Genomic DNA, 22254 nt, shown 5'->3' on the forward strand with positions numbered 1-22254 from the left:
AGAGAATTTTGGCACTAGCCCCCTAACTCAGCCGCCAGCGCAGCCACTCCCGTCGCGCAAAGCGCGCACGGCGGGACAACTCAGCCGTAGGGAAGACCGCATCAAAGACGTGGTAGCCGCCGGGCCAGACGTGCAGTTCGGTGGGGACGCCGCTGGCAAGTAGTTGTGCGGCGTAGGCGATGCACTCGTCGCGGTAGAGTTCAGAGCCGCCGACGTCGATGAATGTTGGAGGCAGCCCTGAGAGATCAGAGGCGCGGGCGGGGGCGAGGTATGGGGAAATATCGCGGGTCTCGTGGCCCGGGCCGAGCACCGCATCCCAGGCGAATTCGCTCTTTTCCCGAGGCCAAATGCGCGCATCGGCGCCGGCGAAGAGCTGAGAGGAGGGGGTGACGTGACGATCGTCGAGCATGGGGCAGACTAGCAGCTGGGAATCGACGGTCACCTCGCCACGGTCGCGCGCGAGCAGGCAGGTGCCGGCTGCCAGGCCGCCGCCCCCGGAGACCCCGCCGACGATGATGCGTCGGCCGGGATAGTTCTCTGCTGCCCACCGCAACGCCGAATAACAATCCTCGACTCCTGCTGGGCCGGGGTGTTCCGGGGCGAGCCGGTACTCGGGGGTGATCATGAGAAAACCGAGGTCGGCGATGAGGGGCAGGAATTCGTAGTCGACGATGTCGTTGAAGCGGGTGCCCATGATCTGGCCGCCGCCGTGAATCCATAGGAAGACGGGCGCATCATCGCGCAGGTCAGCGGTTCGAAATAGGGACATCTCCACGGGACCGGCGACCGTCTCATGCACCAGTCCGAGGGAGTCGGCCACGGGCAAGACGGCGGAGGATGGGGTGGCCATGGCGGCGCGGGCGTCGGCAAGCGAGGAAGCATCGAGGGTGGATGGGGGTTCCGCGCCGAGGAGGGCGATTAACTCGGCATCAAAAGGTGTGCGGGCGAGCATAAATCCGAGCATATTCCATGGGCATTCCGGGGTAGATTAAGTGGGAAAGGTCTAGCAAACTACCGAAAGGAAAAACCATGAGCTTCATTGACAAGGCTAAGGCGAAGGCAAACGAGTTCCTCAACAACGAGGAGAGCACTGACCAGGTGCTGGACAAGGTGGAGAAGTTCGCTACCGACACGCTCGGCGAGGATAAGGCGGAGAAGATTCGTTCGGCTCGCGAAGCAGTGGACGAGAAGCTGGGCGACAAGAACTAGCGCAACACCCGTTTGCCCAGGCGCAATGCCGTGCTTAGCAGCGAGGTGTAGCGCTCCCGGGAAATAAGCGACGGCCCGTTAAGGGGCATGAGGCGTTGGGCTGCGATGGTGCGCGATTCCGTGTACTTGAGCAGCCCTTCGTCGGCATGACGGCGGCCTTGGCCCGAGTCTTTCCATCCGCCCATGGGGGCGTCGAGCGAGGCCCAGGCAGCGCCGAAGCCGTCATTGATGTTGACGGCGCCGGCCTCGAGGCGGGAGGCGACGTCGCGGGCGGTGAGCTCGCGTCCCCACACGGAGGCGCTGAGCCCGTAGGACGAGTCGTTGGCCTTGGCCACGGCCTCGTCCACGGTCGCAACTTTTTCCACGTAGACGACGGGGCCGAAGACCTCTTCGGTATGCAGGCGTGCGGTAGGGGGGACGTCGATAAGCACGGTGGGGGCGTAGAACGTCCGCCCGAGGTCCGGGAGGGGCCGGCCGCCGGCGAGGACGCGGGCGCCGTGAAGGATGGCGTCTTCGACCAGTTCGTTGACGCGCGCGAGGTGCTCGGCGGAGATGAGCGAGCCGACGTCGTCGGTCCAGCCGTGGCCGAGGCGGAAGTCGTTGACCAGGGCGAGGAAGCGGCTGAGGAAGCGATCCGCGACGGCCTCGTGGACATAGATGCGTTCGATGGAGATGCACAGCTGGCCGGTGTTGGAGAAACACGCTTGCACCGCGCCGTGGGCAGCCTTATCGATGTCCGCGTCCGCGCAGACGATGAGCGGATTCTTGCCGCCCAGCTCGGCGGAGTAGCCGATGAGTCGCTCGCCGGCCTGCGCCGCGAGCTTCCGGCCGGTGGCGGTGGAACCGGTGAACATGAGGTAATCGCACTGCGCGACGATTTCCTGCCCGACGGTGGAGCCTGGGCCGGGCACGACCTGCATCACTTCGCCGGGCAGGCCCGCTTCCTCCAGCAGTTCGAGGCCGCGGACGGCGGTGCCGGTGGTCTTCTCATCGGGCTTCAACACGACGGCGTTGCCGGCCAGCAGCGCCGGGATGGCGTCGGATAGCGCCATGCTGAGGGGGTAGTTCCAGGGGGCAATGATGCCGACGACGCCCCGCGGGGACCGCTGCACCGTCGTGTGCGTGAGCACCGGCAGCGCACCTCGCACCCGCTTAGTGCGCAGCAGGTGGCCGGCGCGGTAGGCGTAGTGGCGCGCGGTGAGGGCGACGTCGATGACCTCGTCGAATGCGCTGGAGCGAGACTTGCCCGTCTCGGCTTGGACGAGGTCGATGAGCTCGACTTGGTTCTCCAGGATGAGGTCGTGCAGCCGGAGCATGATCTCGCGGCGCCGGTGCACCGGGGACAACGCCCACTGGGCTTGAGCGCGCCGGGCTCGAGCAAAAACACTCTGGACTTCGCTGGCTTCCATAGGATCAACGGTATGCCAAATATCTTCATCACGGGAGCGTCCACCGGAATCGGCCGTGCGGTCGCCGAGCGATTCCTCGCCGCCGGGTGGACCGTCGGCGCCTACGACATCTCGCCGGTCACCTGGTCCACGGAGGTCATCGCCGGGCTTATCGACGTCCGTGATGCCCACTCCTGGGACGCCGCCTTGGCCGACTTCGCGGGGCAGGTGGGAGGGCGTATCGACGTCGTCGATAACAACGCCGGCATCATCGTCGACGGTCCGCTGGCCGCGGCTTCCGCCGCGGAGGTAGAAAAGCTGATTGCTACGAACTGCCTTGGCGTCACTCTGGGTGCGCGGGCAGCCCACCCGTACCTCACGGGCGGTGGCACGCTCATCAACATGTCCTCGGCCGCGGCCATCTACGGCCAGCCCGGTATCGCCGTGTACTCAGCATCGAAGTTTTACGTCTCGGGCCTGACGGAGGCGCTCAACTTGGAGTGGCGCGGGGACGGGGTCCGGGTCGTGGACATCATGCCGCTGTGGGCAAAAACAAACCTGGCGACGGTCGGCGCGGCCACTTCTCACCGTCTGGGAGTGCGCATCAGCCCAGCACAAGTCGCCGACACCGTCTGGGCGGCCGCGACGGCCGAGGGCCGCTGGGCGCGCGGCCGAATCCACTACGGGGTGTCCCCCCTGGACAAGTCACTGGCCATCGCCCGCAAGCTCGTGCCCGGCCGAGTGGCGGCATTCCTCACCCGTTTTCTCGCGGGCTAGGAAACCCCGGGACGCCGAGCAGGTGGAGGCGTTAGGGTAGGTCAACAACCCCAGAAGAAAGAGGATGACCGATGGCACAGCACACCCCAGAACAAGGCCAGCGGGCCTTCGACCTCGACCGCGCGCACGTATTCCACTCCTGGTCCGCCCAAGGGGCGCTCAACCCGGTGCCTGTGGCGGGCGGGAAGAACGCCACCTTCTGGGACTTCGACGGTAACGAATACCTCGATTTCAACTCCCAGATGGTCAACGTCAACCTCGGTCACCAGCACCCCACGCTGATCAAGGCGATCCAGGATCAGGCGGCGACCCTGTGTACCATCGGGCCAGCCTTTGCCAATGACACCCGCTCGGAAGCTGCGCGCCTGATTACCTCGGTCGCGCCGGAGGGCCTCAACCACGTCTTCTTCACTAACGGTGGGGCAGAGGCGGTGGAGAATGCCGTGAAGATGGCGCGCATGCACACCGGCCGAGACAAGATTATGGCCGCCTACCGCAGCTACCACGGCGCGACCGCCACCGCGATCACCCTGACTGGCGAACCGCGCCGCTTCAACAACCGCCACACCGATTCCGGGGTCGTCCACTTCATGGGGCCCTACACCTACCAGTCGCCGTTCTGGTCCGAGTCGGAAGAGCAGGAGTGCGAACGGGCCCTCGCCCACCTTGAGCAGCAGATCGTGCTGGAAGGTTCGCACACCATCGCGGCGATCATCATGGAGCCCGTCGTCGGTGGCATGGGTGTCATCGTCCCGCCGGCCGGGTTTCTCCAGGGGCTCAAGGCGCTGTGTGAAAAGTACGGCATCCTCTTCATCGCTGACGAGGTCATGGTCGGTTTCGGCCGCTGCGGCACGTGGTTTACGGTGGACAATTTCGACGTGACCCCGGACCTGATCACCTTCGCCAAGGGATCCAACTCGGGCTACGTCCCGCTCGGCGGCGTCATCATGTCGGATGCCATCTATGACACCTTCGTCGATCGGGTTTTCCCCGGCGGCCTGACCTACTCCGGGCACCCCCTGGCCTGTGCTCCGGTCGTGGCTACCTTCCAGGTCTTCGAGGAAGAACAGCTGCTCGATCACGTCAACGACCTCGCCGAGCGCGTCATCCGCCCCCGCCTGGAGGCCATGCGAGACAAACACGCCATCGTCGGTGATGTCCGCGGCCTCGGCATGTTCTGGGCCATCGAGCTGGTGAAGAACAAAGATACCCGTGAACCACTCGTCCCCTACAACGCCCAGGGCGCGGACCTGCAGCCGATGAACGAGTTCGCCGCGGCCTGCAAAAAGGCCGGCCTGTGGCCCTTCATCGGCATGAACCGCACCCACGTCGCCCCGCCGCTGACCATCACCGAAGAAGACCTCGTCCGCGGCCTCGACATCATCGACGAGGCGCTTAGCGGGTTGGCCAAATACGCGGAATAGCCTGGTGCCCCCGCTAAATAAGGATGATCTCCACCGCTCGGCACTGCGCTCCATCGCGCGGGTGGTGGAGGAAACGGCGACGCCGCTCCCACCGGAGCAGGCACTGTCGCAGCTAGTGGAGCAGCTCGAGCTGGGCCCCGCGATGGTGCTCACCGGAGCGGGCGTGTCCACGGATTCGGGCATCCCCGACTATCGCGGCCCACAGGGCAGCCTGACGCGCCACCGCCCGATGACGTACCAGGAATTCAGCCACGATCCAGCCGCTTCTCATCGATATTGGGCGCGCAGTTTCGTCGGTTGGCGGCAGATGGAGGCTGCAGGCCCCAACCGGACGCATTTCGCGCTCGTGGAGCTCGAACGTGCTGGGGCACTCAGCGGGGTAGTGACCCAGAACGTCGATGGGCTGCACCGGGCGGCGGGCTCGCGCAATCTGGTGAACTTGCACGGTGATCTGGACACCGTCGTGTGCCTCACCTGCCACATGCGAGAACCGCGCGCGGAGTTCGATCGCCGCCTGGAGGAGAGCAATCCCGGCTACTTCGATTCCATCCTCCTCGACCCTTCGCTGGTCAACCCCGATGGCGATGTCACCTTGCCCGAGGCGACCGTGCAGCGCTTCCGCATGGTTGGTTGTGTGCGGTGCGGTTCCAAACGCTTGAAACCGGATGTCGTGTACTTCGGCGAGCCGGTGCCGGAGGGGCGGAAGGCGCGGGCGTCGGAAATCTTGGGTGCCTCCGCCTCCCTCCTCGTGGCGGGCTCCTCCCTGGCGGTGATGAGCGGCTACCGCTTCGCGCTCGACGCGCGCCGGCAGGGCAAGCCGCTCACCGTGATCAACGGCGGGCCCGGGCGGGCAGATGCCCAGGCCACGACGCTGTGGCGCACACAGGTGGCACCAGCCTTCGACGAGCTTCTCGACGCCCTCGGGATCTAGGAGGGCAGGTCGATCGCATCGAGGGCGGTGCGCACGGCGCGTCGCACGCGGGCGTCGACAGGCATGTCTTCATGCAGGACCCGAGCCTTCGGCTCGATGTCCTGGATGAAGAAGTTTGTGATTTCCGCTTGCGGGTCATCGGAGTAGAGGAAGCAGCTCTCGGGTGGTTGGATGAGGCTGTCGTAGCGAGTGGCGATGCACGTGTAGCCGACGTTGCTTTCCGTGTCGCCATCGACGTTGATGTCGTTGATGATGGGGTGACCGGTGATGAGTTGGAAGCCGGAGGGGCCGAACCAGGATTGCACCAGCGAGTTCATCATGGATTCGGCGGTGCGGGTGGTGATGATCGAGGAGAGCATTCCGCCCATCGTGGTCCCGTGGTTGGGGGCAGCCAGGCTCACGAGGTGCTTGACTTTGGGGGCCCCGCCATAGATGTGCATCCAATAGCGGGCGACGACCCCGCCTTGCGAATGGCCGACGAGGATGACCTGCTCGGCGCCGGTGACGGTCAGCACTGCATCGATGTATGCGCCAACTTGAGAGGCAGATTCCTCGACGGTGAGGGTGCTGCGATTGCCGAAGCCCGGGATGAACACCGCCCACCCGTCCGTGCGCAGGTTATGGGTCAGCTTCTCCCAGATGCCGTTGGAATCGCTCGTGCCGTGGATGAGGACCACGGGCCAGGGGCGTTCTTTGGTGGGTCGGGCGCGCCAATCGTCCTCGACGTGGCCGCGGGGTGGGCGTCGGGCGGCCAGCGGGAAATTGTTCGAGCGGATGTAGCGCTGCTCGACGGATTCGCTCTGGGAGTCCTCGACGACGTCGGCCTCGGCAGTGTTAACGGTGTTGGGGTCGTCGGCCTCGGCGCTGTCTAGTCTGCGCACCACGCCAGTGGGCAGAATGCGGGTGATCCGGGTACTGAGGTCTCGCTGAAGTTCAGCCAGGTGATTGGTGGCCATGTCACCATGCTAATGACATCAGCCGCCGTTACCCCTAGCATGGTGACCATGAACATGGACCAGAAACTGCGTGACGTCATGAACGCCCAGGTGATCGCCGAGCACCAGGCCTCCCTCATCTACTCCCAGCTCGCCTACGACCTGGATCGACTGAGCTTCCCCGGCATGAGCACCTGGATGGCTGCCCAGGCCGACGAAGAGCGCGTGCATGCGCAGAAGATCGCCGACCACCTCCTGGCCCGCGGTGAGCGCGTGGTGCTGTCCGACATTTCCCTCGACGAGCTGGAGATCACCTCCCCGCTCGATGCCTTCAAGGCTGCCTTCGCGCATGAGCAGAAGGTCTCCGGCATGATCCGCAACCTCGCGCAGGTGGCCGACGAAGTGCGTGACTTCGACAGCCGTTCCCTGGTCAACTGGTTCCTCAACGAGCAGATCGAGGAAGAAGCAACTGTCTCCGAGATCGTCGATCAACTGACCCTGGTTGGCGACAACGGCTCTGGCCTGCTGCGTATCGACACCGAGATGGGCGGCGAGCGCACCCCCGCTGGCGGCCCGCAGTAATCACCGTCCATCTGCCGCTCCGATCCCCCGGCCACTTCTTCGTGGCCGGGGGATCTCTCTGTTCGGGGGTCATCCGCAAGTCGGATTTTCGCGCCGGGGCTGGCATTTTCTTGGCGGAAAAAACAAGGTTCGGCCAGCCCCACGGACGATGGGGCGAAAGAAGTCGGCACCAACCAGAGCGTGAGCGGCGAGAGAACGGCGATGAGAAACTAATTTCCCGTAAACCCTTGCACTTAAGGGTAGCCTAACCTATAGTCGGGTTAGCGGTTCGGGACCTCCAACTCTTACCGCCAACTGAGACAGAAGCCATCTGACCCCGTCCCCTGGGAGGCCGTTCGATACGAAGCCCTTAACTCTTCATTGCTGGCACAGACCCGGAGACTGGTAGTCCCTCCGGGTCTGTGTTTTGTCGGCTCACCGGGCACGTAGTTCGCGGGCATCAGGTGCGGGTTAAGGGACATATGTGTTGGATTCTGCTCCGGCTTGGCACCGGGTGGCGGGTGAGCATTGTTCAAGGTCAGTGCTGAGTCGATTGAAACCCGCACTTCCTAACAACTTGGCGGGTTCGGAAGGGGCATTGACCCCGGAGTTGTTAGGAAGTGCGGGTTTCGCCCCCTGACTCGCCTGAGATTTGTTGCTCGCTGTAGGCGGTTATCGGGGGGTCTGTGGTTTGAAGACACAGGATCGTTTCCTTAGGACCGGGCAAGTGGTGATGTGAAGTTGGATTCCCGATACGTTTGCTCCTAAACCTTCAGGGGTCAAGTCCGCGGGAGTGGTGTTTCTGCCTTTCGATAAAACAGGCAGGATGACGGTGCAAGGGCCGTCCCGAGCCCGGTAGTGGTGTCGACTCATGCGACCTCCTGAGTGGATTCGCCGGCATCGATGACGGTGGCGCTCATCATGGCCTTCGTCTGCTCCAGTGCCGTGAGCGACATGTAGCGCTTCTGCTGTATCCAATCGTCATGCTGCTCGGCCAGGACCGCGCCCACCAGACGCACCACGGCGTCCCGGTTGGGGAAGATCCCGACGACGTCGGTACGCCGGCGGATCTCCCGGTTCAGCCGCTCGGTGGGGTTATTCGACCAGACTTTTTTCCACACGCTCTTCGGGGCGTGGGTGAAGGCCAACAGCTCGTCTAGGGACTCCTCCAGGTAGTCGGCTACGTGCGGGAACTTCTGCTCGCAGAAGGTCACGACTTCGCGGGTCTGGGCCCACACCGATGCTGCATCCGGTTGCTGGAAGATCGTGTGGAACATCGCCGATAATGTCGGCCACTGCGTCTTCGACACCAGCCCGGACAGGTTCTTCGCAAAATGAGTGCGGCACCGCTGCCACGACGCATTCGGCAGGACCTCGCCGATCGCGTGCTGGATACCCACGTGCGCATCACTGGTGACCAGGTACACCTCATCTAGGCCCCGGGCCTTGAGATCGCGGAAGAAGCCGGTCCATGAGGCGACTGACTCGGATGTGGCGACCTGCATGCCCAGCAATTCCCGGTAGCCTTCGGCGTTGACGCCGGTGGCCAGCAGCACGGAGGTCTTGACCACCCGTCCGCCTTCGCGGACTTTCATGGTTAGGGCGTCACACGAGACGTAGAGATACGGGCTGGTATCCAGCGGCCGGGTGCGGAAATCCTCCACCATGGAGTCAAGATCCTTGGCCATCTCGGATACCTGCGACTTCGACAGGTTGGATATCCCGAGGGTGGCGACCAGGTCGTTCATCCTGCGGGTGGACACGCCCTTCAGGTAGCAAGTGGCGATGACGGTGGTCAGGGCCCGTTCGGCTCGGGTGCGTCGTTCTAGCAGCCAGTCCGGAAAGAATGAGCCGGTGCGCAGCTTCGGCACGGCGACATCCACGGTGCCGACGCGGGTGTCGAGGTCGCGGTGGCGGTAGCCATTGCGGACGTTGACGCGAGCATCACTGGTGGTGGCGTAATCGGCGCCGCAGACCTGGTCGGCCTGGGTCGACAGAATCTGGTTGATGAAGCTTTGGAGCATCTCGCGCATCAGGTCCGGCGAGGCCTGGGAGAGTAGATCGTCGAGGTAGGTGGTCGGGTCGATAGAATGGGGGCCAGCGGCCATCGTGGGTTCCCTTTCGAGGAGAGGTAAGAGTTGATTCGAAAGGTACTGCGGTGGTCGCCCACATTTTCTCTGGGGGTCGTCACCGGCAGTTACAGATACACCACGCTAGAGGACGTAACCCCTTCAGGTGCGCAGCTGCGCGTAGAAGTGTCCCGCTTGAGCAGGACTCAGGGAGCTAGCTCCTTTCTATTTATGCTGTTCAGAGGGGATAAAGTGTGCGCAGCTGCGCGCGGCGACGGGTGAAGATACGGCGACGGCCACCTGGGTGGGGCTCCTGGGGAGTAGGGCATGAGCTGGAAGAACGGGGTGGGAAAAGCTTGAGACTGCCGGAAGCGGGGAACGGCACTATCCTCGCTTGAGAGGAGGACATTCATAGTGAGTGATCAGGAACTGACCCGGGTGGTAGATGTTGAGGGGGCCGTCGAGAAGCTTGTTGAGCTGTATGATCGCTCGGCATCCTTGGCGCGCGCGGTCCTGGAGGACGGGACTTACGAGGCTTATCGGGACGTGGTCTATCCCAAGCTCGTCGTCGATGTGAAGGAATGGCATCCCATCGACCGCTCCGAGCCTTTCGGATATGTCGATGAGGCGGGACGGTATTCCGCCACCTTGTCCAAGCCGCACCTCATGCGAAACTACCTTTTCGAACAATTGGCGCGGCTGACAGGCAACTACCCGTGCGACATCTACGTGGGGCCCTCCAATGTGCGCATACCCCCGGAGTACATCCGGGGAGTGGAGGGGATCTCGGAGGCCCGCAGGGCGGGCGACGCTGCGGAGTGCATTCCTCGGCCGACGCTGGATCACGTTCATGACGGGATCGTCGATAGTGATTGGGAAGCTTTCCACGGGTCTGAGAAGCCGCTCTTCCACTTTGGGCCCCAACGATTCGATATCGCGTGTGCGCGGATTGAGCACTACACCGGCATTGAGGTGGAGTCGCTGCAGAAATACATCCTCTTTACCAACTACGACATGCACACCACGGAGTTCGTCAGCTTTGGTGTTGAACAGTTGGCGGCCGAGAATTCTCGCTACACCTCACTAGTCCTGCCGTCCGGTTCGCGGATTAGCCGTGATCACGCGGCTCGGCTCGATGACACGGAGCTTGACCTCGGTTCGAACTATCAGATGCCGCGCTACGACCTGTGTACTCGCGACGGCGATGGCATCACGATGCTCAACATCGGAGTGGGCCCCTCGAACGCTAAGACCATCACCGACTGTCTCGCCGTGCTCCGGCCCGAGGCGTGGATCATGATTGGTCACTGCGCGGGTCTGGACGGGCGCATGCGCATCGGCGATCTCATCCTTGGTAACGCTTATCAGCGGCAAGACGGGATCCTCAATGAGCGCATCCCGCGGGACATCCCGATCCCTGCGGTCCCGGAGATTCAACGGGCGCTGGAGAACTCCGTCGACGCGATCTACGGCGATGACAAGGCGCTCATGCGCACCGGCACGGTCCTATCCACCGACGACCGCAACTGGGAGTGGAAAACCCCGCGGGAGCTGTGGGAATGGTTACGCGGATCGACAGCTGCGGCCGTCGATATGGAATCCTGCGCGCTGGCGACGAATGGCTACCGCTATCGGATTCCTTATGGAACCTTGTTGTCCGTCTCCGACTTGCCGCTGCACGCCGTGCCCAAATTGCCGGCCCAGGCGCAGGCGTTCTACTCCAATTCCAAGGAGGCCCACGTCATGTGCGCGGTCAGGTCCATGGAGGTGTTGGCGCGAAATCCCGAGCGGCTGCGCACGAGGAAGCTGCGTCGCACGATTGGTGAGGTGCCGTTTAGATAGCTAGCTGGCGAACCGACGTTCGAGCATCTCTGAGGCCATGTTGGCACCCTGCGCGATAGTGGCGGCAAGCAGGAACCAACAGCCAAAGGAGAAGCGCCATGAGTACGGTCCACATTCCAGTCGCTAGCATTCAGCATTGCTTCTTTCCGAAGCGTGACGGTGCTCCGGCTCGCCAGTTGATCACCTACGCGGTTGACGGAGTGGCCGACGTTCATTGGTACGCCGTGGAGGAGGGCGGGGACAGGGAGCGCATCGGCCGGGAGAATGTCATCGAGACGTTTTTGCACCTGTGGCACGCACACCAGGAGACCGGCCTCATAATCTATGTTGTTGATTCCATGGTGCGCCGCTTGCTCAAGGAGGAGGCTGCGCGCTTTCCCGGACTGCATGTGCGTCAGGTTGTTACTGGTCAGCGGTTGGAGGAGACTGCCCGACGCTGCGCGGAGCGGTTCCACACCGAGTGCGCTGCCGAGGAGTGGAAGGCCGTGCCGCCGCTGGTGATAGCTACCGACGCTTCCCGTGGGTTCTCTGGGAAGCTCACGGGATTGGGCGCGGCCAACTCCTCCGGCGAGATCGCTTCCACGACCATCCAGACGCCGTCGATAGTGGCGGGGGAGTTTGCCGCCGTGGATCTGGCGTTGCAGAAGTGGTGGTGCCAGGCGCCTATCATCCACATCCTCACCGACTCACAAGTTGTGTGGCGGCGGCTGAATGGCTCGGACCGGGTGGGGCGGACGTCGAGAAGCAATGAGGAGAAGCTCTGCATTCGACGAGTCGATGCGGTGCGCGCCAGGGGAGTGGAGCTTCGGGTGCATTGGGTTCGCGGGCACAATGGGCACGTTCTCAATGATTGTGCAGATCGCTTAGCGATGGCCGCCCGCCGCAGCGTGCAGTTTCGGCTCGGCCCCGAAGGGGACAAGGTCCCCAATCGGCTGCGCGCGGAGTTGGCTGAGGCACTCAAGCCCGGACTCGAATTGGTACCGGCATCACGCTCCCGCGACTTTCGCCCGGCTGTGAAGGCGGGTTAGGCCCCGGTTTCTACGCCGAGGAGTCGGAGGATGATAATCAAAGCCAAGCCGCCGTAAGTAAGGGTGGCGTTGTTGACTAGGTGCATGAGCGCGGGCAGCCAGGCATTTCTGGTCCAGATGAACACGAGGTTCATGAGAAGGCCCGCGAACATGTACGGAATCGTGTCCACGATGCCACCGTTGAAGTTCCAATAGTGGATGAGGCCGAAGAGGATGCTGTTGGCCAGCGTGGCGGCGATCAGCTTCAGCGCGTTGCCCCACACGGGCAACTTGGCCAGCAGGGTGTAGCGGAACACTACTTCCTCGATGAACACCGTGATGTTCGGGGAGAGCATGACAAAGGCGATTATTGCCAGGGTCGGCCACGATGCCGTCAGGGGATCTGGAGAAGTGTCGGCGGAAACGTCACTGCTGGGTGCGGGGCCGGAGAGGGGAATCCCCGCCACGTTCATTATTTGGCGGGTGATGGCGATGGCAACCTGCAGGCCGATTGCTCCGGCAAGGACGACGGCCGCGCTCCGCCACGGGGCACGTTTCACAGCGGCCCAGTGGGCACGGAACATGGGCGCGTAGCCGAAGATCAGCGCGGCGCCAATGAACAGGCGGAACACGGAGTCGGTGCTGGCTGCGACGAGCGGGGAGAGCGGGGTGAGGTGCAGGAGGAAACCAGACAGCAAGATGGCGGGGATGGAGGCAAGCGCGAAGGCGTCCCACCGGCCCCAGCGCCGATCCTCGCTCGACGTATCTGGGCGAACCGCTGTGGTGAATCTAGCTTTGGGCATCTTTTAAGCGTAGCGGGTTAGTTTCCGGCGGCCGCAAGTCTTTCGCAGGGGGTGGGGTGGCGAAAGAATCTGTGGGAGGCACTTGACTCACCACGCCAGCTGTTCTAGGTTAGCCTTACCTTAGGTTAGGGAGAATCGCTTATGTTGAGTGCCACCACTTACGCAGAGAGCTTGGCTCGACGCATCTTCCACGGCGCCGGCGCATTGTCGCTGGTGCCTTATCGCGTCGACTCCACAGCGCATCTCCCGGTATTGGCCCATGGCATCAATGACCAAGGTCAGCTCGTGGTGGCCTGCGCCGCGGCCGATGCGGAGCGCATGGGAGATCGTGTGGGGGAGACGGCGGTACGCGTCGATGGGATTAGGAAGTCCCTCGAGTTCGACGTGGACATCACTGTCGCCAGCCTGCATGCCCTCGCGGACCTCACGTGGGTTGCGGCCGAGGAGGCGGGGCTCGACGTCGATCCCAGCCCGTACCTAAGGTTCGGAGTGCTCAAGCTGGATAACGTGTTCATCCGCGGGCCGCAGGGCACCACGCGTGCATCCTTCGATGAGCTCGTCGGAACAACGCTGGACTCACGGGAGCTGGATACCCGCGAGCTTGATGCCCGCGAGCAGGTCGATCGCCTCCCGGTGTGGCGTCAGTCCCAGCTCATTGATGATGTACTCGGCGGAAGCCTCCCCGGCATCATCCTGGCCGATCGGGTGCAGCCCCTGTGTTCTTCGCATCACTTCCGCCTGTGGGTCGCGGACGTTGATCCCCGCGGAATTGTCCTGCTCAAGGCTACCGACGAGCGGGTCACCACCGTCCTCGTTCCGTTCGCCGAGCGCGCCACCACCATTGAAGACTTGGCTCGGGCAGTCGATGCTCTGGCCGTACCCACCTCGGACCGGAACGCCTCTTCGCGTATCTGATAACCGGAAACCGAGGAACGCGCGGAACCCCTCACTGAAGGGTTCCGCGCGTTTTCTCTAGCTTTGATGCTTGCCGCAACTAGCGGGCGGCGTAGCTGGCGCAGTTGGCGGCTTCACCAACGATGTCGATGCCAGCGGAGGTGCACATGAGGTTTTCGTTGTGCTTACAGTCGAGTCGTTGACACGCTCCGACGTGCCCATCAGCGGTGTCGAGTCCAGCGCGCAGGTCCAAGGTGGAGAAAGTTCCACAGGCAGCGGCGTCGGTGCCGCCGACGGTGATGGCAAAAGCGGTGCAGCCATCATTGTTGAAGGCGCAGGCGGTGGTGGTGCAGGAAGAGACCTTGGTGATGGTGGACATGATGCGTTTCTCCTTGGATGTGAGATCTTCGGGTGTCTACGCGTATCTGATGTCCCCCATGCTAGGTATCATGACCTGGGGAAACAAGGAAGGTTAGGCTGCCTTGCGGGCGTCGATAAGCAATTAGTCCCTGTTGGGAAGCAGACTGTAGAACCACAGGATGTGCTCTTCCAATGCGATGGAGGCGTCCTCGCCACGGCGCTCGCGCACGGCGTGGAAGATCTCATGGTGCTGTTCCTGCAGGGAACGCTTGATTTCGGGCCAACGGCTCACTTCGGCGACGGTCTCCTGCACGTAGCCGATTGTGGCCTGGCGGAGGGAGTCCATCATGGTTTCCACGACGACGTTGCCGGTGAGGGAGGCGAGCTGGACGTGGAACTCGGCGTCGTGGCGGTGGAAGTCGTCGGCGGGCAGCTCGGGATTGTCCATGAGCTCCAGCAGTGAAGCCGCCCGGGTAAGGCAGGCCTCCCGCAGATCTGAGTCGGGGGCCACCGCGGCCTCAAGTGCGGACTGGGTTTCCAGCAGCACGCGGGTGTTGACGATGTCTCGCACCGGCAGCGCCCGCGTGGCCACATGCATCCGCAGTGCCCAGGCGAGGGCGGCGGAGGGTTCGGAAATCACCACGGCCCCGGCGTTCGGGCCAGAGCCCGTAGAGGAACGGACGAGCCCCATCGCATCGAGGACACGGATGGCCTCGCGCACGGAGGCGCGGGAAATGCCGAAGTCCTCGGCGAGCTGGCGCTCGGCCGGCAACTTATCGCCGACCGAGATCTCACCGGAACGCAGGCGCGCTTCCAACCAGTCGAGGACGATGGAGTAAGCGCGGGTGGGGGCTGCCATGGCAGGGGGACTCCTTGACTACTGCTTGAAAGGGCCCTTGTAGAAGGTCCAGGAGAACATTCTAAGCAAGAACCCAGGGCTCCCTTAAGCGGGGGGCAGCATCCAGGCCAGGACGTTGGACTGGAGGAAGACCAAGCAGCACAGCAGGAGGAGCAGGCCGAGGGACCACCAGACGACGGAGCGGAAGATGGCGGATTCCTTGCCTTCCATGCCGACGGCGGTGGCGGCGATGGCGAGGGACTGCGGGGAGATCATCTTGCCCACGACGCCACCGGAGGTGTTGGCGGCGGTCATGAGGTAGGGATCGAGGCCGGCGCCGGTGGCAGCGGTCTTCTGCAGGTTTGCGAACAATGCGTTGGCGGAGGTGTCCGAGCCGGTGACGGCGGTACCGAGCCAGCCGAGGACCGGGGCGAAGAAGGCGAAGGCAGCGCCAGCGCCTGCGACCCAGGTGCCGATGGAGATGGTCTGGCCGGAGAAGTTCATCACGTAGGCCAGGGCGAGCACGCTCATGATGGTGAGGCCGGACCAGCGCATCTTCCAGAAGGAGCGGCCGATCTCCGCGAGGGCATTGCCGATGGAGAGCTTGAAGCGGCCATTGCCATTGAACGAGGCGTAGATGACGGCCACGAGCAGGCCGGAGATGAGCAGTAGGGTGCCGGGGCTGGACAGCCACTGGAACTTGTAGATGGTGCCGGTGATGGGCTCGCCAGCTGCGTTGAGCAGGCGACCGTCGAGGCCCGGCCACGGGATCTTGACGTCGGTGGCGGCGAGTGCGGCAGGGATGTTAACACCCCAGGTCCACAGCTTGGCCACGCCGAAGACGGCGACGACGAGGACGTAGGGGAGGACGGCCATCCACACGCGGCCCGGAGTGAGGGACTCCGGTGCCGGGGGCTTTTCCACGCCGAGGCTCTCCCGGACGCGGTCGGAGCCACGCGGGTGCCAGAAACGGAGCAGGACAACGGCGGAGGCGAGGCCAGCGAGGGCGGCGACGACGTCGGTGAGCTCGTAGGAGAAGTGGGTGGAGGTCCACCACTGGGCGATGGCGAAAGAGGCGCCGATGACAAGCGCTGCGGGCCAGGCTTCCTTGATGCCGCGCACACCGTCAATGATCAGCAGCAGAATGAATGGCACCATGACGGCGAAGAAGGGAGCCTGGTGTCCGACGACGGCGCCGATGTGGGCGGAGTCGAGGCCGGTGATGGTGCCGGCGGTGGTGATCGGGATGGCCACGGCACCGAAGGCCACGGGGGCGGTGTTGGCGATGAGCACGACGGTGGCGGTCTTGAGCGGCTTGAGGCCCAGCGCCAGAATCATCGTCGCGGTGATGGCCACGGGGGCGCCGAAGCCAGCGAGGGCCTCGAGTAGTCCGCCGAAGCAGAAGGCAATGAGGATGGCCTGAATGCGCAGGTCACCGCCGCCGATGGTGTCAAAGATCGTACGCATGTCCTCGAAACGTCCCGAAAGGACCGTGACCTGGTAGAACCAGAGGGCGAGGACGACGATCCAGACGATGGGGAAGAAGCCGAACACGGCGCCTTGGGACGCCGAGAGCATGGCCAGGTCCCACGGCATCCCGAAACCGAAGATGGCAACGAGGATGGCGACGGCCAAGGCGGTCAGACCCGATACGTGCGCTCGCGCCTTTACCGCGAGCAGCATGACGAAGAAGGTGATCAGGGGCAATGTGCCGACGAGGGCCGAGACGGCGAGACTGCCGCCGACGGCGTCGGTTAGCGCGGTATAGGTGCTCACGCGTGTCTCCTGTGAATCCGTAGAGTATGGCCTGACCACTATGGTCAGTCCACAGAGACGTTATATGGCACGGGTCACAGCGTCAAGTAGATCGAGGGGGCATCACTAACTTGCGTGACCCCGCTCACTGTCATATCATGGTCTGACCACAGGCAATCGACTTTGGAGGCTTCATGAAGATCGCCTTATTCTCCACCTGCATCGTTGATGCGATGTACCCCCGAGTGGCCCTTGCCACCGTCCGCATCCTGGAGAGGCTCGGCCACGAGGTCGTATTCCCCACCGGTCAGGGCTGTTGCTCCCAGATGCACGTTAATAGCGGCTACCTCGACGATGCGCTTCCGGTGGTGAAAAACCACGTCAAGGCCTTCCAGCAGGCCGATTATGACGTGGCCGTCGCCCCTTCTGGCTCTTGCGTTGCCTCCCTCGGCCACCAGCAGCCGATGGTCGCCCGCGCCGCCGGCGACGAGGGCTTGGCCCGCGATGCCCAAGCTGTGGCCGATAACACCTATGAGCTTTCTCAACTGCTTATCGACGTCCTGGGGGTTACCGATGCTGCCAAGCAGCTCGGCTCCTACTTCCCCCACTCCGTGACCTACCACCCCTCTTGCCACGGGAAGCGCCTGCTCCACCTCGGCGATCGCCAGCCCTCTCTGCTGCGCACCGTCGAGGGCATCGACTTCCGGGAACTGCCCAACTCGGCTGAATGCTGCGGCTTCGGTGGCACCTTCTCCCTGAAGAACCCCGATGTTTCGGGCGCGATGGCGGAGGAGAAGATCGGCAACATCCGCTCCACCGGCGCGGAGATCTGCTCCGGCGGCGACGCCGCCTGCCTCCTCCACCTCGGTGGTGCCATTCGCCATCGCGGCGAGTCCGGCATCCAAACCCTGCACTTCGCAGAGATCCTCGCCGCCACCCGCGAGAACCCCCTCGATATCTCCCACGGCTACAGCCACGCGATCCCGGAAGGAGCCTCGCGATGAGCCCCGTCACCCTCGGTATGCCAGTCGTGCACGGTCAAGGCAACATTCACATCGACGTCCCCTTCCCCGACGCGGCGAAGAAGGAGATGCGCAACGAGCAGATGCGCGCGAATATCCACCACGCGACGCACACCATCCGCGACAAGCGCCAGCGCGTCGTCGATGAGCTGCCCGACTGGCAGGACCTGCGCAATTCCGGGTCCGCGCTCAAGGAAACCGTGGGGGCCCGCCTCCCTGAGTTGTTGGAGGAATTCGAGCGCAACTTCACCGCCCGCGGCGGCACCGTCCACTGGGCGCGTGACGCGGCGGAGGCCAACCGCATCGTCGCCGACCTCATCAAGGCCAAGGGCGTCGACGAAGTAATCAAGGTCAAGTCGATGGCCACCCAGGAGATCGGCCTCAACGAAGCCCTCGAAGAAGAAGGCATCTCCGCCTTTGAAACCGACCTGGCCGAGCTCATCGTCCAGCTGGGACACGACAAACCCTCCCACATCCTCGTCCCCGCGATTCACCGCAACCGCAACGAGATCCGTGAAATCTTCGTTCGCGAAATGCCGGAGACCGACGAGACGCTGACCAACGAACCCGGCGTGCTCGCCGAGGCTGCTCGCAGTCACCTCCGCGAGAAGTTCCTCTCCACCTCCGTCGCGATTTCCGGCGCGAACTTCGGCGTGGCCTCCACCGGCACCCTCACCGTCGTCGAATCAGAGGGCAACGGCCGCATGTGCCTGACCCTGCCGGACACGCTCATCACCGTCATGGGCATTGAGAAGATCGTCCCGACCTTCGATGACCTGGAGGTGTTCCTCCAGCTACTCCCGCGGTCGTCGACCGGCGAGCGCATGAACCCCTACACCTCCATGTGGACCGGAGTCACCCCCGGTGACGGCCCGCAGGACGTTCACGTCATCCTGCTGGACAACGGTCGCACCGCCGTGCTTGACGACGCCGCCGGCCGTTCCGCTCTCCACTGCATCCGCTGCTCCGCCTGCCTCAACGTCTGCCCCGTCTACGAGCACGCCGGTGGTCACTCCTACGGCTCCACCTACCCGGGGCCCATCGGTGCGATCCTCTCCCCGCAGCTCACCGGCATTACGTCCGAGGAGAACGCCACCCTGCCGTTCGCCTCCTCCCTGTGCGGCGCCTGCTACGAGGTCTGCCCGGTCAAGATCAACATCCCGGACATCCTCGTGCACCTGCGTGCCCAGGCCGTCGAAGCGCACGACAACAAGATCCCCTCACAGTTCGACCTGCTGATGAAGGGAGCCTCCGTCATGATGTCCTCTGGCGTATTCATGTCCGTGGCGGAACGCTTCCTTCCCCTCGGAGCACTCGTCGGGCGCAAGGGCATCAAATGGCTCCCCGGCGTCGCTAGCGGCTGGACCCAAGAGCGCGTCGTGCCGACCCCGCCCACCAGCTCCTTCCGCAACTGGTGGAACAAACACTCTTCGGAGACCGAGTACCGACTCGACATCGACGGCGCTGTTGCACAGGAGGAAAACTAAATGTCTGACGCCAAAACCGAGATCCTCTCCCGCATCCACAACGCCCTCCACGATCACCCCGCCGCCCCCGAGGTCCCCCGCGCTTACCGCCAGACTTCAAACGTCGGCCGCGAGGAACTCCTGGAGATGCTCGAAGATCGGCTTATCGACTACAAGGCCGGCGTCTACCGCGAGACTGCCGAGACCCTGCCCAACCGTATCGCCGAACTGCTTAACGACGGCGCCCGCATCGTCATCCCCGCTGGTCTTCGGCGCGAATGGCTCCCCGGCTCCATCGAACCGGTCCTCGACGAACAGCTTGGCGTGCGCGACCTCGACGCCCTCGACGGCGTGATCACCTCCTCCACCGTCTCCTGCGCCGAAACTGGCACGATTTTCCTCAGCGGCCGCGAAGACGAGGGACGTCGCGCAATTTCCCTTGTCCCCGATCACCACATCTGCATCGTGCCCGTGGACAGCATCGTCGAACTCATCCCCGAAGCCCTCAAGCGGGTCGAGCCCACCGCCCCGATCACCATGATCTCTGGGCCCTCCGCCACCTCGGACATCGAGCTCGAGCGCGTCGAAGGCGTCCACGGTCCCCGCACCCTGGATGTAGTGCTGCTGGGGTAGGTGGGGTGATGAAGGGCTGGGGTCAGTGAGCCGCAGCCCTCGCATTGATCTGCGCAGCCTTGGTGGCAGGATCCTCCAAGGAGATGGCGAGACGATTGAAGTGCTCGTGGACTAGCTCGATGACAACCGTGTTTTCGTAGCCGTTTACGTTCCAGAACACGCGTTCACCGTCGTTGTGAAACGTTCCGCTGAGCTTCTGGCCGAGGCGTAGGCCAGGAGCTCGCATGCCCTTGGGCTCGTTCTTCGTGCCGGGGTCATGCGTGGCACCTCGCACATGCTCCCACGGAATGGTCAGCCGCCCGGTGAACGACCACATCTTGTCGAGCCCACGGGGTTCAACAATGAGATCGGTGTCGGTGAAAGTGATGGTGTTGTTCATGATGTTCTCCTTTGGTTGTCGTTTCTAGCTGGTTGGTCTTGAGGCGCGGGAGACGAGGTGTTCCCCTATTGCGCTCGCGTCATCGTTGAAAACCGCCGTGGTGGCGCGAAGCGTCAGATCTCGGAGGTCTTTGCTGGTGGGCGCGAGCTCCACGAGGGCCACCACGATGAGATCCTTCGAGCTGTCGTCGATATGGCCGTCCTTCGCTCTGTGGCAGACGTCCTCCAAAGCCATTCGGAATAGGCCGTGCTTGGAGCCGTAGATCTTGTAGAAACTCGCTCGGTTTAAGCCCAATGAAGCGAGCATGGTATCCACCGATACGGCATCAAAGCCTTGCTTTCCGAACAACTCCGTTGCTCCGATCAGCACTTGGTTCTCATCGAATTCGCGTGGTCTTCCCATGGGTTAAAGAATACTCATTCTAGAATAGATCGTCTATAACTAGGGTGTGTGGCGCTCCTCACTTTGCGGAGGGCGCCTCGCGGTCCTGGCGGTGTACTCCATGACACAGGGTCTGGCAGACGGTGGATGCGGGCCGATCAGCTTGTCCCAATGCGCGATCCCACAAGTTGCGGGTTGAAAATGCCATAAGTTGCGGGTTGAAATCCCTATAAACTGCGGACTGGGGGTATTATTAGGGCCATGACGAGCGAAAACCGCACCTACGTTCCACGAATCCTGGACGGTCTGCTCGAGAGGTACCTAGCAGTCATGGGAGCCGTGCTCATCGAAGGGCCAAAGGCGAGTGGCAAAACCGCGACTGCATTGCAGCATGCCGCGAGCACTGTGCGATTGGATCGTGATCCGAATGCGCAAACTACAGCCTCGGTGCTGCCTCAGCAGACGTTGAAGGGAGACGTGCCCCGACTCATCGATGAATGGCAGGTGGTGCCTGATCTGTGGAACGCCATCCGTCATGAGGTGGATGACCGAGCACCTCGGAAGGGCCAGTTCATTCTGACGGGTTCTTCAGTTCCCAATGACGATGTCAACCGTCATTCGGGTGCTGGACGCATCGCGACACTTCAGATGCGCCCGATGACATTGTTTGAATCAGGGCATTCGACGGGGAAGGCATCTTTGTCGGAGCTGTTTGCAGGTGAGTTTGCAGCAGCGGCGGGGTCGGATCTGGATCTGATCGGTGTTCTGGAGCGCATGGTGATCGGCGGCTGGCCGGGTTTGCTGGGTATCAATGTAGAGGACGCGGTGCTTGTCAACGGTGCGTACCTTGATCAGGTGTGCGAGGTGGATGTTGCATTGGTGTCAGGGCGTTCGCGTGATCCGTTTATGGTGCGAAGAATGCTGGCGTCTTTGGCCCGCAATGTGGCCACGGAGGCGAGTTTTCAGCAGATCGCATCCGATACGGGTGGGGCTGAAGGACCGTTGGATCGAGAAACGGTATCTGTGTACCACTCGGCGTTGCGACGCCTTAGCCTCGTGGAGGACCTTCCGGCGTGGAACACGCACCTCAGGTCGAAGGCTCAGCTAAGGAAGACGCCTAAGCGGCTCTTCGTTGATCCTTCCTTGGCCGTTGCTGCGTTGGGTGCGGGCGTACAAAAACTGCTGGGAGATCTGAACTACACCGGATTCCTCTTTGAGTCGCTGGTGATCAGGGATCTTCGGGTTTACGCGCAGGCGCTTGGCGGGCAGGTCTTCCACTATCGGGATTCCAATGGTCTGGAAGTCGACGCGATTGTTGAGCTTCGCGATGGTCGGTGGGCCGCATTCGAGGTAAAGATGGGCACCGAAGACTCCATCGAGCTAGCGGCCCGCAGTCTCCACAGATTTGCGGAGACCGTCGATACTGCGAAAGTCGGATCCCCGGTCGTTCTGGCAGTCATCGTCCCTACCGGCATTGCTTATCGACGTCCCGACAACATTCTGGTCATCCCCCTCACCGCGTTCGGACCGTAACGTCGCCCCGAGCGTAGAAACAATGGAAGGAAAACAAAGGATGTCGC

22 protein-coding genes are annotated in these 22254 nt (G+C 63.1%); 12 read left to right on the top strand and 10 right to left on the bottom strand.

Annotated elements, in window-relative coordinates:
• Positions 1–22: 22 nt before the first annotated feature.
• Complete coding sequence (locus CATRI_RS00395) at positions 23–952, bottom strand: alpha/beta hydrolase (protein WP_290218584.1); 930 nt, start codon at positions 950–952, stop codon at positions 23–25.
• Between the two features lie 77 nt (positions 953–1029).
• Between CATRI_RS00395 and CATRI_RS00400 the strand changes: the two genes are divergently transcribed.
• Positions 1030–1209 carry an Rv0909 family putative TA system antitoxin gene (locus CATRI_RS00400; RefSeq protein WP_290218586.1) on the top strand — a complete coding sequence of 60 codons (180 nt, stop codon included), beginning with the start codon at positions 1030–1032 and terminating at the stop codon, positions 1207–1209.
• Here CATRI_RS00400 and CATRI_RS00405 read toward each other — a convergent pair.
• Entirely contained in the window at positions 1206–2618 is a 1413-nt protein-coding gene (locus tag CATRI_RS00405; protein WP_290218589.1) for a succinic semialdehyde dehydrogenase, read from the bottom strand. The genes CATRI_RS00400 and CATRI_RS00405 overlap by 4 nt on opposite strands.
• 12 nt (positions 2619–2630) lie before the next feature.
• On the opposite strand from CATRI_RS00405, the gene CATRI_RS00410 reads away from it, so the two are divergent.
• The 3 genes from CATRI_RS00410 to CATRI_RS00420 all read left to right on the top strand — a co-directional run bounded on the left by CATRI_RS00410 (position 2631) and on the right by CATRI_RS00420 (position 5729).
• Positions 2631–3374: an SDR family oxidoreductase gene (locus CATRI_RS00410; protein ID WP_290218591.1), complete on the top strand. Its 744-nt coding sequence runs from the start codon at positions 2631–2633 to the stop codon at positions 3372–3374.
• A 71-nt stretch (positions 3375–3445) separates the two neighbouring features.
• Entirely contained in the window at positions 3446–4798 is a 1353-nt protein-coding gene (locus tag CATRI_RS00415; protein WP_290218594.1) for an aspartate aminotransferase family protein, read from the top strand.
• A 4-nt stretch (positions 4799–4802) separates the two neighbouring features.
• On the top strand, positions 4803–5729 hold the full coding sequence (locus CATRI_RS00420; protein WP_290218597.1) for a Sir2 family NAD-dependent protein deacetylase: 927 nt from the start codon (positions 4803–4805) through the stop codon (positions 5727–5729).
• Here CATRI_RS00420 and CATRI_RS00425 read toward each other — a convergent pair.
• Positions 5726–6685, bottom strand: a complete 960-nt coding sequence (locus tag CATRI_RS00425; protein WP_290218602.1) for an esterase/lipase family protein — start codon at positions 6683–6685, stop codon at positions 5726–5728. The genes CATRI_RS00420 and CATRI_RS00425 overlap by 4 nt on opposite strands.
• 48 nt (positions 6686–6733) lie before the next feature.
• Here CATRI_RS00425 and CATRI_RS00430 point away from each other — a divergent pair, with 48 nt between their 5' ends.
• Positions 6734–7246: a ferritin gene (locus CATRI_RS00430; RefSeq protein WP_290218604.1), complete on the top strand. Its 513-nt coding sequence runs from the start codon at positions 6734–6736 to the stop codon at positions 7244–7246.
• A gap of 848 nt (positions 7247–8094) precedes the next feature.
• Here CATRI_RS00430 and CATRI_RS00435 read toward each other — a convergent pair.
• Positions 8095–9333 carry an IS256 family transposase gene (locus CATRI_RS00435; RefSeq protein WP_290218607.1) on the bottom strand — a complete coding sequence of 413 codons (1239 nt, stop codon included), beginning with the start codon at positions 9331–9333 and terminating at the stop codon, positions 8095–8097.
• A 375-nt stretch (positions 9334–9708) separates the two neighbouring features.
• On the opposite strand from CATRI_RS00435, the gene amn reads away from it, so the two are divergent.
• Together amn and CATRI_RS00445 are read left to right on the top strand one after the other, a co-directional pair.
• Positions 9709–11136 (top strand): AMP nucleosidase, encoded by a 1428-nt coding sequence (gene amn, locus CATRI_RS00440; protein ID WP_290218610.1) that lies wholly within the window; start codon positions 9709–9711, stop codon positions 11134–11136.
• Between the two features lie 98 nt (positions 11137–11234).
• Positions 11235–12164 carry an RNase H family protein gene (locus CATRI_RS00445; protein ID WP_290218613.1) on the top strand — a complete coding sequence of 310 codons (930 nt, stop codon included), beginning with the start codon at positions 11235–11237 and terminating at the stop codon, positions 12162–12164.
• On the opposite strand, the gene CATRI_RS00450 is transcribed toward CATRI_RS00445, so the two are convergent.
• On the bottom strand, positions 12161–12946 hold the full coding sequence (locus CATRI_RS00450; protein ID WP_290218618.1) for a CPBP family intramembrane glutamic endopeptidase: 786 nt from the start codon (positions 12944–12946) through the stop codon (positions 12161–12163). The two genes, CATRI_RS00445 and CATRI_RS00450, sit on opposite strands and share 4 nt — an antisense overlap.
• Positions 12947–13087: 141 nt before the next feature.
• Here CATRI_RS00450 and CATRI_RS00455 point away from each other — a divergent pair, with 141 nt between their 5' ends.
• Positions 13088–13861, top strand: coding sequence for a hypothetical protein (locus CATRI_RS00455; RefSeq protein ID WP_290218622.1), 774 nt, complete (start codon positions 13088–13090; stop codon positions 13859–13861).
• Positions 13862–13940: 79 nt separating this feature from the next.
• Here the strand turns inward: CATRI_RS00455 and CATRI_RS00460 are convergent, their stop codons facing one another.
• The 3 genes from CATRI_RS00460 to CATRI_RS00470 all read right to left on the bottom strand — a co-directional run bounded on the left by CATRI_RS00460 (position 13941) and on the right by CATRI_RS00470 (position 16814).
• Positions 13941–14219 carry a DUF1540 domain-containing protein gene (locus CATRI_RS00460; RefSeq protein ID WP_290218624.1) on the bottom strand — a complete coding sequence of 93 codons (279 nt, stop codon included), beginning with the start codon at positions 14217–14219 and terminating at the stop codon, positions 13941–13943.
• 123 nt (positions 14220–14342) lie between these two features.
• Positions 14343–15059 carry a FadR/GntR family transcriptional regulator gene (locus CATRI_RS00465; RefSeq protein ID WP_290218626.1) on the bottom strand — a complete coding sequence of 239 codons (717 nt, stop codon included), beginning with the start codon at positions 15057–15059 and terminating at the stop codon, positions 14343–14345.
• Between the two features lie 84 nt (positions 15060–15143).
• A complete protein-coding gene (locus CATRI_RS00470) occupies positions 15144–16814 on the bottom strand; it encodes an L-lactate permease (protein ID WP_290218629.1) in 1671 nt (556 codons plus the stop codon).
• A gap of 173 nt (positions 16815–16987) precedes the next feature.
• On the opposite strand from CATRI_RS00470, the gene CATRI_RS00475 reads away from it, so the two are divergent.
• Genes CATRI_RS00475 through CATRI_RS00485 form a run of 3 tightly spaced genes read left to right on the top strand, consistent with a single transcriptional unit; the run spans position 16988 to position 19914 of the window.
• Positions 16988–17797 (top strand): (Fe-S)-binding protein, encoded by an 810-nt coding sequence (locus CATRI_RS00475; protein WP_290218632.1) that lies wholly within the window; start codon positions 16988–16990, stop codon positions 17795–17797.
• A complete protein-coding gene (locus tag CATRI_RS00480; protein WP_290218636.1) occupies positions 17794–19302 on the top strand; it encodes a LutB/LldF family L-lactate oxidation iron-sulfur protein in 1509 nt (502 codons plus the stop codon). The genes CATRI_RS00475 and CATRI_RS00480 overlap by 4 nt, the downstream gene beginning before the upstream one ends.
• Positions 19303–19914 carry a LutC/YkgG family protein gene (locus CATRI_RS00485; RefSeq protein ID WP_290218639.1) on the top strand — a complete coding sequence of 204 codons (612 nt, stop codon included), beginning with the start codon at positions 19303–19305 and terminating at the stop codon, positions 19912–19914.
• A 22-nt stretch (positions 19915–19936) separates the two neighbouring features.
• On the opposite strand, the gene CATRI_RS00490 is transcribed toward CATRI_RS00485, so the two are convergent.
• Complete coding sequence (locus tag CATRI_RS00490) at positions 19937–20293, bottom strand: hypothetical protein (protein ID WP_290218641.1); 357 nt, start codon at positions 20291–20293, stop codon at positions 19937–19939.
• A gap of 24 nt (positions 20294–20317) precedes the next feature.
• Positions 20318–20695 (bottom strand): TetR/AcrR family transcriptional regulator, encoded by a 378-nt coding sequence (locus tag CATRI_RS00495; RefSeq protein WP_290218644.1) that lies wholly within the window; start codon positions 20693–20695, stop codon positions 20318–20320.
• A 240-nt stretch (positions 20696–20935) separates the two neighbouring features.
• On the opposite strand from CATRI_RS00495, the gene CATRI_RS00500 reads away from it, so the two are divergent.
• A complete protein-coding gene (locus tag CATRI_RS00500; protein ID WP_290218647.1) occupies positions 20936–22207 on the top strand; it encodes an ATP-binding protein in 1272 nt (423 codons plus the stop codon).
• Positions 22208–22254: the final 47 nt, after the last annotated feature.

Origin of the sequence: Corynebacterium atrinae (genome assembly GCF_030408455.1) — a bacterium.
Classification (GTDB): domain Bacteria; phylum Actinomycetota; class Actinomycetes; order Mycobacteriales; family Mycobacteriaceae; genus Corynebacterium; species Corynebacterium atrinae.

Bases quoted from the DNA above. Each gene is read 5' to 3' on its own strand.
- CATRI_RS00395 (WP_290218584.1), bottom strand. From the start codon at position 952: ATGCTCGCCCGCACACCTTTTGATGCCGAGTTAATCGCCCTCCTCGGC.
- CATRI_RS00400 (WP_290218586.1), top strand. From the start codon at position 1,030: ATGAGCTTCATTGACAAGGCTAAGGCGAAGGCAAACGAGTTCCTCAAC.
- CATRI_RS00405 (WP_290218589.1), bottom strand. From the start codon at position 2,618: ATGGAAGCCAGCGAAGTCCAGAGTGTTTTTGCTCGAGCCCGGCGCGCT.
- CATRI_RS00410 (WP_290218591.1), top strand. From the start codon at position 2,631: ATGCCAAATATCTTCATCACGGGAGCGTCCACCGGAATCGGCCGTGCG.
- CATRI_RS00415 (WP_290218594.1), top strand. From the start codon at position 3,446: ATGGCACAGCACACCCCAGAACAAGGCCAGCGGGCCTTCGACCTCGAC.
- CATRI_RS00425 (WP_290218602.1), bottom strand. From the start codon at position 6,685: ATGGCCACCAATCACCTGGCTGAACTTCAGCGAGACCTCAGTACCCGG.
- CATRI_RS00430 (WP_290218604.1), top strand. From the start codon at position 6,734: ATGAACATGGACCAGAAACTGCGTGACGTCATGAACGCCCAGGTGATC.
- CATRI_RS00435 (WP_290218607.1), bottom strand. From the start codon at position 9,333: ATGGCCGCTGGCCCCCATTCTATCGACCCGACCACCTACCTCGACGAT.
- CATRI_RS00445 (WP_290218613.1), top strand. From the start codon at position 11,235: ATGAGTACGGTCCACATTCCAGTCGCTAGCATTCAGCATTGCTTCTTT.
- CATRI_RS00450 (WP_290218618.1), bottom strand. From the start codon at position 12,946: ATGCCCAAAGCTAGATTCACCACAGCGGTTCGCCCAGATACGTCGAGC.
- CATRI_RS00455 (WP_290218622.1), top strand. From the start codon at position 13,088: ATGTTGAGTGCCACCACTTACGCAGAGAGCTTGGCTCGACGCATCTTC.
- CATRI_RS00460 (WP_290218624.1), bottom strand. From the start codon at position 14,219: ATGTCCACCATCACCAAGGTCTCTTCCTGCACCACCACCGCCTGCGCC.
- CATRI_RS00465 (WP_290218626.1), bottom strand. From the start codon at position 15,059: ATGGCAGCCCCCACCCGCGCTTACTCCATCGTCCTCGACTGGTTGGAA.
- CATRI_RS00475 (WP_290218632.1), top strand. From the start codon at position 16,988: ATGAAGATCGCCTTATTCTCCACCTGCATCGTTGATGCGATGTACCCC.
- CATRI_RS00480 (WP_290218636.1), top strand. From the start codon at position 17,794: ATGAGCCCCGTCACCCTCGGTATGCCAGTCGTGCACGGTCAAGGCAAC.
- CATRI_RS00485 (WP_290218639.1), top strand. From the start codon at position 19,303: ATGTCTGACGCCAAAACCGAGATCCTCTCCCGCATCCACAACGCCCTC.
- CATRI_RS00490 (WP_290218641.1), bottom strand. From the start codon at position 20,293: ATGAACAACACCATCACTTTCACCGACACCGATCTCATTGTTGAACCC.
- CATRI_RS00495 (WP_290218644.1), bottom strand. From the start codon at position 20,695: ATGGGAAGACCACGCGAATTCGATGAGAACCAAGTGCTGATCGGAGCA.
- CATRI_RS00500 (WP_290218647.1), top strand. From the start codon at position 20,936: ATGACGAGCGAAAACCGCACCTACGTTCCACGAATCCTGGACGGTCTG.